The 11,887-nt window shown below is 41.9% G+C and carries 11 protein-coding genes; 10 read left to right on the top strand and 1 reads right to left on the bottom strand.

Features of this window, described 5'->3' with window-relative positions; all coding sequences use genetic code 11:
* Window positions 1-69: 69 nt before the first annotated feature.
* The 10 genes from DESOR_RS18630 to DESOR_RS18585 all read left to right on the top strand — a co-directional run bounded on the left by DESOR_RS18630 (window position 70) and on the right by DESOR_RS18585 (window position 10,357).
* Entirely contained in the window at window positions 70-972 is a 903-nt protein-coding gene (locus tag DESOR_RS18630) for an ABC transporter permease (RefSeq protein WP_014186132.1), read from the top strand.
* Window positions 965-1,768, top strand: coding sequence for an ABC transporter ATP-binding protein (locus DESOR_RS18625; protein ID WP_014186131.1), 804 nt, complete (start codon window positions 965-967; stop codon window positions 1,766-1,768). The genes DESOR_RS18630 and DESOR_RS18625 overlap by 8 nt, the downstream gene beginning before the upstream one ends.
* Before the next feature lie 562 nt (window positions 1,769-2,330).
* Window positions 2,331-2,810 carry a MarR family winged helix-turn-helix transcriptional regulator gene (locus DESOR_RS18620; RefSeq protein WP_014186130.1) on the top strand — a complete coding sequence of 160 codons (480 nt, stop codon included), beginning with the start codon at window positions 2,331-2,333 and terminating at the stop codon, window positions 2,808-2,810.
* 137 nt (window positions 2,811-2,947) lie between these two features.
* The gene (locus DESOR_RS18615) at window positions 2,948-3,604 is read left to right on the top strand and encodes a YczE/YyaS/YitT family protein (RefSeq protein ID WP_014186129.1); all 657 of its coding nucleotides are present in this window, start codon (window positions 2,948-2,950) and stop codon (window positions 3,602-3,604) included.
* A 430-nt stretch (window positions 3,605-4,034) separates the two neighbouring features.
* Window positions 4,035-4,739, top strand: a complete 705-nt coding sequence (locus tag DESOR_RS18610; protein ID WP_014186128.1) for an MBL fold metallo-hydrolase — start codon at window positions 4,035-4,037, stop codon at window positions 4,737-4,739.
* Window positions 4,740-5,105: 366 nt separating this feature from the next.
* Window positions 5,106-5,855 carry a GGDEF domain-containing protein gene (locus DESOR_RS18605; RefSeq protein ID WP_014186127.1) on the top strand — a complete coding sequence of 250 codons (750 nt, stop codon included), beginning with the start codon at window positions 5,106-5,108 and terminating at the stop codon, window positions 5,853-5,855.
* Between the two features lies 1 nt (window position 5,856).
* A complete protein-coding gene (locus tag DESOR_RS18600; protein WP_014186126.1) occupies window positions 5,857-7,248 on the top strand; it encodes an Lcl C-terminal domain-containing protein in 1,392 nt (463 codons plus the stop codon).
* Between the two features lie 150 nt (window positions 7,249-7,398).
* Window positions 7,399-8,067, top strand: coding sequence for a response regulator transcription factor (locus DESOR_RS18595; RefSeq protein WP_014186125.1), 669 nt, complete (start codon window positions 7,399-7,401; stop codon window positions 8,065-8,067).
* Between the two features lie 31 nt (window positions 8,068-8,098).
* Window positions 8,099-9,526: a sensor histidine kinase gene (locus DESOR_RS18590; protein WP_014186124.1), complete on the top strand. Its 1,428-nt coding sequence runs from the start codon at window positions 8,099-8,101 to the stop codon at window positions 9,524-9,526.
* Between the two features lie 399 nt (window positions 9,527-9,925).
* Window positions 9,926-10,357 carry a DUF2695 domain-containing protein gene (locus tag DESOR_RS18585; RefSeq protein ID WP_014186123.1) on the top strand — a complete coding sequence of 144 codons (432 nt, stop codon included), beginning with the start codon at window positions 9,926-9,928 and terminating at the stop codon, window positions 10,355-10,357.
* A gap of 608 nt (window positions 10,358-10,965) precedes the next feature.
* On the opposite strand, the gene DESOR_RS18580 is transcribed toward DESOR_RS18585, so the two are convergent.
* Entirely contained in the window at window positions 10,966-11,202 is a 237-nt protein-coding gene (locus DESOR_RS18580; RefSeq protein WP_014186122.1) for a hypothetical protein, read from the bottom strand.
* Window positions 11,203-11,887 lie beyond the last annotated feature (685 nt).

Here is an 11,887-nt window from a genome sequence, read left to right as displayed (position 1 = left end):
CTTCCGGCTGGCAACGAAACTTGAATAATTATTACTTGATTACTTTAGGCTCCCCAGGAGGCATGATTTATGACCTTACTCATCGGTTCGGCTCAACTCGGCTTAATTTACGGGCTGCTTGCGCTGGGCATCTATATCTCCTTCCGCATACTGAATATTCCCGACCTGACCGCTGACGGCAGTTTCACGCTAGGACTGTCGGTCTCGGCTGTTTTGACGGTGGCAGGATTCCCTTTTCTGGGTATCCTGCTGGGGATTGCGGCCGGCGCGGCGGCAGGCGCCGTTACGGGGCTTTTGCAAACCAAACTGGAAATTCACCCGATACTGGCGGGAATCCTGACCATGAGCGGCTTGTACAGCCTTAATCTCTATATCCTCGGCAGCCGCTCCAACCTGTCTTTGATCGGCAGCACCAGTATTTTTAACCAGCTGGCCTGGCTGTCACCCGATAAGGAACTGATCAAGACACTGATCCCTCTTCTGGTCTGTTTTGTCTGCACGGCGATCCTAATCTGGTTTTTTAAGACCCATCTGGGGCTCTGTATTCGCGCTACGGGTAATAATGAAGAAATGGTCACGGCGTCTTCGATTAATCTCAACGCCATGAAAATCATCGCCCTGGCTTTATCCAACGCCTGCGTCGGTCTGTCAGGGGCGGTGCTGGCCCAGTATCAGGGCTATGCCGACATCAGCTCTGGCATTGGTATTATGGTGGTCGGCCTGGCTTCGGCCATTATCGGGGAGGCTATTTTCGGCAAACGTTCTTTGACTTTGGGACTGTTTTCCGCGATCTTCGGCTCCCTGCTTTACCGTTTTATTATTGCCGCCGCGCTGCAATCGACTATTTTCCCCGCTTACATGCTCAGGCTTGTCTCGGCGGTAATTGTCGTTTCTGCTTTGTCCGTACCCGTTGCCAAAAAGCGCCTGCAGCTCAGAAGCATGCGAAAGAAGGTGCTACGGCAAGATGCTTGAGATTATAAACGCGCGCAAAACCTTTTTACCGGGAACGTCAAACGAGCATGTCGCCCTGGATAATGTAAATTTGTCGCTGGCCGAAGGTGAATTCGTCACTGTCATCGGTTCCAACGGCGCTGGCAAATCCACGCTTTTCAACGCTATTGGCGGCAGTTTCTGGCTGGACCGGGGCAAAATTTTGCTGCAGGGAGATAACATCACATATTTGGCTGAGTATAAGCGGGCTTCCTTAATCGGACGTTTGTTCCAAAATCCTGTCAAGGGTACGGCCCCGGATATGACCATTGAAGAAAACTTGGCGCTGGCCTATAACCGCAAACGAAGAAACGGCCTGCGTATGGGGGTGAGCCGCCAGGATGCGGCGGTATTTCGGGAAAGACTTGCCCTGTTGGAAATGGGACTCGAAAACCGCCTGAAAACTAAAGTCGGCCTGCTTTCCGGCGGTCAGCGTCAGGCTTTGTCTTTGCTCATGGCCACCATCGCCAAGCCACGCCTTTTATTGCTCGACGAGCACACGGCTGCCCTGGATCCTTCTTCGTCCGAAAAGATTATGCAAATCACGGGCGATATCGTCAGTCAGGAGAATATCACAACTATGATGATTACCCACAACATCCAGTCCGCCCTGAAGATCGGGTCCCGGACCATCATGATGGACAGCGGCAAAATTATTCTCGACATTTCCGGACAGGAACGATCTGAAATGACGGTTGCCAGTCTGATGGAGCTGTTTTCCCGACAGGGGAAAAAGGCTTTGGATAACGACCGGATGCTTTTGGTTAATAATCAATGACCGCGGATGTATAATGAGGAAACAGGCCATTCTTTTGGATTATGCTATCTAAAAGAAATGGAAGCGGAGATTGTGGGAATAAACGGATATTATGAAAATTATAAAGAGTAAATAGAGTTTAGAATCTACCCTGTCGCCAGGGCCCCACCAGCTTCAAGCGGCATCTTTTTTATATCCTCAAGGCAAATAAGTACTCAATAATTGATACAATTAATGAACATAAAAAGTCCAGCAATGCTGGGCTTTTCAGCGTTTTGGGGAAGATTGAGCAAGGCGGTGCTTTCTTATTTTTTGTACCCGGAGCGTTAAAAGATGCACCCCCCTCGGAAATCCAGTGTAACTGATCCCAATTTCAATCCCAACCCAGTTAGTGAGCAACTTTGATGTGTTCCCCGAAGTAGGATTATGCGAACTGTATAATATATTCTTAGGGTTGCCAAAATTATCTTCATGTCGATGTTAATAGAGGTGTATGCAACTATTTTAGCAGGGTGCTTTGTAATAAAATCATCAATATGTAGGTACTAGATACACTGTTATTAAGGTGAGTTATTGACACGAGATGATTATTATTTTAAAATTAAAGTTGCGTAGTAAACTAATAATGGAGATGAATTTTATTAAGGATTTATCAAAGTCTGTTTCTGTGACTTATCGCCGTACACAAATGTTTTATACAGAAAAGCTTAAAGAATTAGGAATTAGCAGTGGACAGTATATGTTTATCGTCTGTATTTGCGAAAATATAGGTCAAACACAGGATGAATTATCTCAACGATTGATTATTGATAAGAGTACAGTAGCAAAAATAGTATCTCAACTAGAAACCAAAGGATTTATCACTAAAAACGTCAATCCAAAGGATAGGCGTGCATTTAGCATTTTTCCAACAGATAAGGCTGTTGCTATTTACCCTGAAATATTAAAGATAAAAAATGAATGGCATAATAAAATGACGGAAAATTTTAGTGATATAGAACGTGATGTTTTTGAAAAGCTAATGGTAAAAGTGATGGAGAATAGCATTAATAACTGCCAATAGGGTAGATGGTTTATGTTATTGGAGCGTTATGTTCTAATACCTTTATAAATTGTGCAGTAAATGATGAAAACGAAAATTCTATAGAATTAAGAAATATTTAAATTATTAAATATATTGAGAGGATATGAAAATTCAATATGACAAAAAGATTACTTACATACCTTTTAGGACTTTTTTTAATGACAATAGGAATAGGTTTTTCGATAAAATCAAATCTAGGAGTATCACCTGTCAGCTCAATTCCCTATACGATTACTTTGATAGCAGGTATTGAAATGGGAAAAGCCACAATATTATTTCATATTATTCTTATACTGATGCAAATTGTAATTTTACGAAAAGATTTCAAAATTAAAAACCTGTCTCAACTAGTTGTGGCAGTCATTTTCGGATATTTCACTACCTTTTCAAATCATTTAATGACATTTTTACCCACACCTGAAAATTACGCAATACGTCTTTTACTTTTGCTGATAAGCATAATATTTGTTGCATTTGGGATTTTTCTTTATCTGCCACCTGATATCGTGCCACTCGCTGGAGAAGGTGCAATGCAAGCGGTATCCCAAAAAACTGGAATTGCATTTCCAAGGGTAAAGGTAGCATTCGATACTTCTATGGTGCTAATTTCAGGAATAACATGCTTGTCTGTTCTTCACGGCCTTGGAAGCGTGGGGGCTGGAACAATAATTTCAGCTGTTCTGGTTGGAACTGTTTTGAGCTTCATTATGAAATTGTTTAGGGAGAGGCTTGATGAATTTTTGAAGGATGATTGTGAGGTAATATGTTATTAATGAAGTAGGTAATGTGCATTCTTCTTATATTGTTACCATAGGATAGAATGAAATAATCGTAGTACTTATTAGATTAATAGCGTTTTAGAATAACAAATCACTCTTATGTTTTCTTGAAAGGGTATTTTTCCGTGGACGCAACACGTTGAGTGCGTGGTATTGATAACAAGGGTGAAATAACTGGGGCGAAAAACGCCTTATATATCAAGGTTTGCGTGATTTAGTGTTTGAAAATCACTGCTAATAATATGCTGATTTTTCGCTTTAAGGAAACAAGTCAAAACAAGCGTTTTTCCTTGTGACAGAACGGATTAAATGTCGGGTGTAATGCCTCATTTTGTATAAGGATTTTTGGGCTAAAAATGAGCTAAAAAGCAATTTTAGACCACATATCATTTGCTATCAGAGATATAGGAGAAATCAGATTATTATGGAATACAAGATTTTAAGCCTTCCAATAACCATGCCATTTGGCAATACTGAGAATACGGTTTATCCAACCTTGCTTTGGGATAAGCAAAACATTATTCTTGTAGATTGTGGTTTTATTGGGGCACTCCCCACCCTAGAAAAGGAGCTTCTAAAACACGGATTGTCGGTAAGCCAATTAACCGGCCTTGTGCTGACCCATCATGATCATGACCATATGGGTGCGGCTGCCGCCCTCAAAAGGATAAACCCGAATATGAAAATATATGCTTCTGCTGTAGAGGCACCCTTCATTTCCGCTCAGGAAAAACCGCTGCGTTTGCGTCAAGCAGAAGAAATGCAGAAAACACTTCCACCCGAACAGCAGAATTTTGGGAAGGCGTTTTGTGATATGCTGCGTCGGGTTGAGCCAGTTGAGGTAGATTCTTTTCTGCATGACGGAGATCATATGGATTGGTGTGAAGGATGTGGTATTCTTGCGACACCAGGTCATACTCCCGGCCATATTTCGCTTTTTATGGAAAAGGATTCGATTATTATAACGGGTGACGCAATTGCGCTGGAGGGTGGTAAGACGGTAATTGCAAACCCTCAGTTTACTTTGGATATTGAACAAGCAACAAAATCTATGGAAAAATTATTGTCATTTAAAGCAAAGGCTTATTATTGCTACCATGGTGGGATTCTTATTTCGGGCAATTTATAAAAGCAACAAAAACAATCTGTGATAGAAATGCTCTGGGATGTGATGAAGCAGTCAGTGATGTTGACCACCTCAACGAGTTGAATTCAACAAGGGGAAGCAATTGCACGTCGGTTGATGCTTTGATTTAAGGCGTGCATAAAGACGGGCGAAAAATCCTTTTTCCAATAGAATGGAAATATGTTGAGGCATATAATAACGAAAACAAGGAAAGTGATGATAAGGGAGCAACCCGCATGAGAATTAAATCATGCGGTTTTTTGTTATGAAATAACAAGTCAATAAGTTAACAGCACTTCACATTCATTTCACAAACAGGAGATATGATGGTATCGGAAAGAAGAAAAAAATGTACGGGGAGGTGCAGGAATGGACTATTTGCATCAGATAGACTCCATCATACAAAAAAGCAGAAACCAATTAATACAATATGAATTTTTAGCAGATCATCTTGCTATACCGGAGTCCGAACTTCATGAACGCTACAGAGAACTGGTGAAACATCATAAGGAACTTGTCGGTATGGTTGGAGAATTGCTGCAATGCAATCGGCAGCTCAAAAAGAAGAACATGGAGCTTCATAAGCTTTGCAAATATGATGTATTGACGGGGGTTCACACCCGCAGATTCCTGTTGGAGGCACTTCGTCTTGAAATTGACAGAATACGCAATGAAGATCATGAAACAGTAGTTGCCCTAGTGGATGTGGACGACTTCAAATCGCTCAATGATAGATATGGCCATCAGATCGGGGATATCTGTCTGAAGAAGATTGCACATACCATGAGATCCAAATTGCGATCTTATGACATCATTGGGCGATATGGCGGTGAAGAATTCATTATCATTCTACCCGATACATCGGAAAGTAACGGAAAGGATATCATTGCACGCATCCGCAAGAGCATTGAATCTATTACGATGCCGTGTTTTGGTAATTCTCTGCACTTATCCGCCAGCTTCGGATATATTACCATCCGAAAAAACAGTACGATCACGATGGACGAAATAATCTGCGGCGCAGACAAAGCGCTCAAAATTGCGAAACAAACAGGCAAAAACAAAGCGGTGGTTTATGACCCGTCCGTTATCGGAGCCGTTTGGAAAGGAAGGGATTAACATGTTTGGATTTAGAAGAAAAATCATTATGATTATTTCCTTGGTAGTGTTACTCAGCTTTTCAATGATGGCCTGCAGCAATGCATATTGCAATACAGCTCCTCAGCTTCAGCCACCGCTTCAAGAGGCATCGCCGGGAGGACAAGGTCCCAACTTACAACCTTTACCCCCAAATAACCCTCAGGGAGAGACGGATGCGCCTTTAAATAACGGAGCGAAGCCCCTGAAAATGCCCTACACCATTGCAGAGGCCAATGCTATAGAAGATGCAATGGTTCAGGATGTAGATACCAGTACATTGAATGGTACGTACCCCATAGCAGATACCGGACAAACATCATTCTGGTCAAACACCGGTTCCATAAAAGAACCCGCCGCAGGTGAAAAGTTCTACGGTCAGGATGCAACGTATACCACTCATACCATGAGCTTCACCGATAACAGGGATGGAACCGTAACCGATAATGTAACGGGATTGATGTGGCAGCAGGATCCCGGTGAAAAAATGACTTGGGCTCAAGCAGTGGATATGCTGGATTATTTTGAATTGGCCGGATATACGGATTGGCGGCTCCCGACCATCAAGGAATTATATTCGCTCATTGACTTTTCCGGCGAAACAGGAAGCAAGCCTTTTCTAAACACCGACTATTTTGTGTTTCATTACGGTGATGAAACCGGTGAGCGGGTTATCGACTCCCAGTATGCCACCAGCACTATTTACGAATCTGATACCATGAACGGCAATACCACCATGTTCGGTGTGAACTTTGCCGATGGCCGCATCAAAGGATATCCTATCACTAAAACCTTCTATGTGATGCTAGTGAGGGGAGAATCTAATTATGGCTTGAATAATTTCGTCGACAACGGTGACGGCACCGTGACTGACCTTGCTACAGGCCTCATGTGGATGAAATATGACAGTGGTGCACTCATGGACAACGGAGCCATTGATTGGGATGATGCCCTGACATGGGCCGAAAATCTGGAATACGCCGGATACGACGATTGGAAACTGCCGGATGTAAAGGAACTACAAAGCATTGTGGACTATTCCCGATCACCGGACACTACCGGTTCCGCTGCATTAGACCCAGTATTCCAGGTAACGTCCATACAGGCCATGGACGGTTCAACCGATTTCCCTTACTTCTGGTCATCTACAACCCATCTTGATGGGCACCAGAACGGGATGTTTGCCGCCTATGTGGCATTCGGGGAAGCCCTGGGTGAGATGAACGGCGTCATAATGGACGTACATGGTGCTGGTGCGCAGCGAAGTGATCCTAAAACCGGAAATGAATCTGACTATCCTTCAGCGGGCAATGGCCCCCAGGGAGATGTACGTACTGTTTTCAATTATGTGCGGGCTGTACGGATAGCAGACTGAACGATTGTGTCGCAGGCGCTCTTACAGATGTTTAACTGAACATTTCCGCTGATAAAGCCGATATCCTCATTGAAGGGATATCGGCTCACCCTATGTTTAATGATGAATGACTGGCTGTTTAATGATATAACATGTAAAAGAGGTATAATCATGAAAATAATGGTGATTGATGATGATAAAAATATGCGCAGACTGCTGCGCGATTCCTTGAAGAATGAGGGATATGAAGTTGTTGAAGGAGCAGATGGTGAAGACGGCATTGCCAAATTGGTGGATCATCCCGATGTGGATCTGGTGCTTTTGGATGTCCGAATGCCCAAAATGAGCGGATTTGAAGCCATCGGAGAAATAAGGGAGATAACCGATGCACCGGTTGTTTTTTTGACAGCGCTGGACGAGAGCTATGATGAAATCAAGGGGTTGGAACTGGGTGCCGACGACTATATCACAAAACCCTTCAGCTACGAAGTGCTGACAGCACGTGTCAGATCCTGTTTGCGCAAAAACAGACGCTTTTCTTCGGAAATTGTGAAAATCAGCGATCTGGAAGTGGACAGTACCAACAAAACTGCATTTATCCAAGGTAAGAACGTTGAACTGACATTGAAGGAATTTGAGCTGCTGGAATTGTTCATCCGATACAAGAATATCACATTGGACAGAAACCGCCTACTGGACAGAATCTGGGGATATGACTATGAAGGTGACCCTAGAACGGTGGATACACATGTCAAGACACTCAGGGCCAAGCTCGGGTCCTGCAGCGAATACATAAAAACCATTCGTGGAACCGGATATCGTTTTGAGGAGACGAAGTAAAGCAAAACATCGTAAGGGGGAGAGAAAGCGTGTGAAAAAATTTAAGCTCAACAGTATCCGGTTTAAAATTCTGATAGTTTTCTCGGTGGTGTTTCTGCTGCTTCTTATATTGCTGCTCAGTCTGAATAAAGTATTTTTCACTCAGTTTTATATTGATTCCAACCATCAGAACATGCAACGTGCAGCAGCACTATATGCCCAACGCTACGGGAGCATAAATAACCAGCAATTGCTTGATGAAACCAGAAGGGAGACTGGCGCTGATTTAAGCCTCTGGAACTCCGAATTTTTGCCCATAAGGCAGGGGGGTATGGCGCGTCCTAATCTGTCACCGGAAAAGGTGCGTTCCTTATTGAAGGAAGCCGCAGTAAATGCCGGCAATCCGGAGTATTTTGACATCATTCAAAATCCCATCGACGATAACCAACGGTTGTTGTACATACATGTACTGAAAAATGGCGACATTTTGGTTATGACCAAGGCCATGGGCATACTGGATGAAGCCAACAACATGTTTTCCGCCTTCATGCTGCGTGCCTCTGCCGCTGTATACGTGATCGGATGCGTTCTTATTTTTATTGTTTCCGGCTTTTTCAGCCGGCCAGTTGTGAGAATGGGCAATATAACCCGTAAAATGGCCAACCTGGATTTTGATGAAAAACTGAAAGTAAAATCGAATGACGAAGTTGGTGAACTGATGACAAGTATCAACCTGATGGCCGATGAATTATCCGGTACCATTGGGCATCTCAATGATGTCAATCGGAAGCTTGAACGGGAATTGTCCAAAGAAAAGAGCCTGGAAAAAATGAGAAGACGTTTTGTATCGGATGTATCCCATGAGCTCAAAAACCCGATCAGTGTCATTCTGGGGTATGCCGACGGACTCGTCCGACATATGCCAAAAACCGAAAAGGAACGGGAAGAGTACTGCGGTATCATTGCCGATGAGGCTAAAAGAATGAATCAACTGGTGAAGGACCTGTTGGATTTGTCTGCCTATGAATCGGGCACATTTACCATTGAGAAAACGCAGTTTGATGTGAACACGTTAATAGAGGATGCACTTGAGCGGTTAGAACATCTGTATGAAAACAAGAAACTGCATATAGAATATGATGAAGAGACACGCCATGAAATTTATGCAGACAGGCTCAGATCAGGACAGGTGATTATTAACCTGCTTGGCAATGCCTTCAAATATGTCAATGAAAACGGTATTATTCGTATTTGTATGGAACAGCAAGATAAAAAGTTCAGGCTGGAAATTGCCAATACCGGTCCGCTGCTGGGGGATAAAGAGCTGGATTTGATCTGGAACAGCTTTTATCAGGTGGATACTGAGAATCATGGTAATGGTCTTGGGCTGGCCATTGTCAAAAGCATTGCAGAGTTACATAAGGGAAGCTGCCGTGCTTATGTGCAAGATGGCTTCAATTGCTTTGAAGTAACATGGTAACACCGCCGAATTTTAATTGTGGTGCATCTTATAGGAGAAGAAGGCCATTACTACGCTCATTTTCTGCTCAGACTGAACGATTTTGTCTGCTGTATTCATATGCCCCCTAAGTATTGGAGTGTCAGGTTATTTTTGCCATTATTCACTTTTGTTAAGGGATGTGCTTGAGTAGGGTGAAATTCTAAGTAACGCTCTGATTCCCGTAAATTAACAGAAGTATGGTCGATATGATCTCGAATGCGCTCCTCATTAGTAATCAAAGCAATGAAATACTTTGTTTGATTGAAGAGAACTACGAACTGATAATTGGTTCACCTCAAGTTTAGATTCACTGTTGCATAGATAATGTTATTAAGTACATACTGCATTCAAGCTCCAACTACAGGAGGTTATGTTTGAATGTCACAAGGTAATACCAAAAGAACGTCTAAGAAAGAAAAAAGAAGAGAACCTAAAGAACAATCAACTGCTGAAATTAAGGTATTAAAAGATAAAAAACTTATTAAAGAAGAAGTAAAGGCTCGACTTGTCTCTGGGTTGCAAACAGCGGCACTAGATTATGACTTTCTTTTTAACGAGGAGAAAGCAAGTTTAAATAAGGATTGTGAACTATTAAGTCTGCTTTTTCATAGAATGTTCTTTTATAGGTTGAATGAGAAGCTCTCAGGGTTAACATGCGATCATACATTCCGTTTGAGCAAACAAATTCTAATTCAGATGCAGTTCAGCAGAGGAAAAATAAACGAGATTATCGAGGTGTTTAGAAAGAATGGTGGGTTGTGTGATTGTGAGATCCTTTACAAGGTCGAGAGCCAATTAATCGGGAAGTAATATGTTCGGGTGGACCCAAGTTGTTTGGAGTTGAATAGGAAACCTCGATAATCTTGATTCATGCTGCATTACTCATAACCTTTACATTTAAGCCACCTATGTTGCCGATATTTCAAGACTCCCGTTCTTTAACTTATGGTATTGGGTGGAAAAACCAGTAACATAACAGATCTTTGCAAGCTTCCGTGTCTTGCTCTTCTTATTTCTTACCGTTATGATCCAGAGTTTATTTTAGAGCTAACGTATTTGCTGGTAATAACATTTCAACTGAATACAATCCAGGAACTCTAATTAGAGTAGAAGTTAACGAACTTAAAGGTGTTTCTGACTTTCTGGTTGGAACTGTTTTGAGCTTCATTATGAAATTGTTTAGGGAGAGGCTTGATGAATTTTTGAAGGATGATTGTGAGGTAATCTGTTATTAATGAAGTAGGTAATGCGCATTCTTCTTATACTGTTACCATAGGATAGAATGGGTCGATGAAGGATATGTGTATAATATGACATTGTATCCTACCCAAACAGTAAGAGATGGAAATCCATATCAATCGGGGGGCAAAAAAGGCAAATATGGGAAGATCTTTTATCAGAAACAGCTGGTGATTATTCTAAAGCCTTAAGGCAACAGTATATGGAGCTATTGCAGCAACTACAGCGAGTGGAGGAGCAGCTGCTCCGTATACAATCCCATATTCTGCAACTGCAATTAGTATTACGAAGTTTTCGGAAGGCATTAAATATTTGGGTAAGGTAGCATCTTTATCAGACTTCCCAATTACTATTGCCAGAGAGATTGAAGCCATGAAAGCGATAACAAAGACTGTTTTTACTGTGTTCAGTAACATTGAAGATTCCAACCGGAAAGAGGTATAATATTTTATTGTATAAAAGTTTTACACCTAAGACTTGCGACCCCTTGCTTTTAATAGCTATAGGAGGTCTAACTATTTCGCAAAACCCATATTTCGCGCTTCAGTATCACTACTTTGCCTAAACACACGTTGAGACAGTGGTATTGATGTCAAGGGTAGATAAGTGAGTGTGTGAAAAATCCAGTAAATAAGGGCTTTTCGCGGTTTGAGGTAAAGAATCCGATTTGCTACAATCGTTAAAAATCGTTTCTTGGGAATAAGTCCAAAGGTGTGATTTTGAATGCGACAGTCTGGCGTGTGGTCAGGTTTATCTTTTGATAATCAGATATTCAAACGCTCGGGAAAGGAATGCGCATCTGTGAAAAAATTAAAATTGAACAGATACAGAAAACTGTATTTTATACTTCCTTTAAATTTTTTTTATAGCTTGCTTTTTTGTGTTCAATAAGAGCCAGTTGTGCTTCAATCACGTGTTTTCTGGCAAAAAGTATTTCTTCTTGGGATGCATCATTTTATATTATTAGTACAAATATAAAAGTCCAGCAATGCTGGGCTTTTTGGCTTTTCTAGGGGGATTAAGCATCGTTTTAAGCGGTGCTTTTTGTGTTCTTGAGTCTCTTTTAACGGGATAATGGTTTAAGGAAAAGCTAAATTGAAA

It is taken from the genome of Desulfosporosinus orientis DSM 765 (assembly GCF_000235605.1).
GTDB classification, from domain to species: Bacteria; Bacillota; Desulfitobacteriia; order Desulfitobacteriales; family Desulfitobacteriaceae; genus Desulfosporosinus; species Desulfosporosinus orientis.
The sequence above is the reverse complement of the archived record's forward strand: the minus strand, read 5'-3'. Positions and strand labels throughout refer to the sequence as shown.

Bases quoted from the DNA above. Each gene is read 5' to 3' on its own strand.
- DESOR_RS18630 (WP_014186132.1), top strand. From the start codon at position 70: ATGACCTTACTCATCGGTTCGGCTCAACTCGGCTTAATTTACGGGCTG.
- DESOR_RS18625 (WP_014186131.1), top strand. From the start codon at position 965: ATGCTTGAGATTATAAACGCGCGCAAAACCTTTTTACCGGGAACGTCA.
- DESOR_RS18620 (WP_014186130.1), top strand. From the start codon at position 2,331: ATGATTATTATTTTAAAATTAAAGTTGCGTAGTAAACTAATAATGGAG.
- DESOR_RS18615 (WP_014186129.1), top strand. From the start codon at position 2,948: ATGACAAAAAGATTACTTACATACCTTTTAGGACTTTTTTTAATGACA.
- DESOR_RS18610 (WP_014186128.1), top strand. From the start codon at position 4,035: ATGGAATACAAGATTTTAAGCCTTCCAATAACCATGCCATTTGGCAAT.
- DESOR_RS18605 (WP_014186127.1), top strand. From the start codon at position 5,106: ATGGACTATTTGCATCAGATAGACTCCATCATACAAAAAAGCAGAAAC.
- DESOR_RS18600 (WP_014186126.1), top strand. From the start codon at position 5,857: ATGTTTGGATTTAGAAGAAAAATCATTATGATTATTTCCTTGGTAGTG.
- DESOR_RS18595 (WP_014186125.1), top strand. From the start codon at position 7,399: ATGAAAATAATGGTGATTGATGATGATAAAAATATGCGCAGACTGCTG.
- DESOR_RS18585 (WP_014186123.1), top strand. From the start codon at position 9,926: ATGTCACAAGGTAATACCAAAAGAACGTCTAAGAAAGAAAAAAGAAGA.
- DESOR_RS18580 (WP_014186122.1), bottom strand. From the start codon at position 11,202: ATGTTACTGAACACAGTAAAAACAGTCTTTGTTATCGCTTTCATGGCT.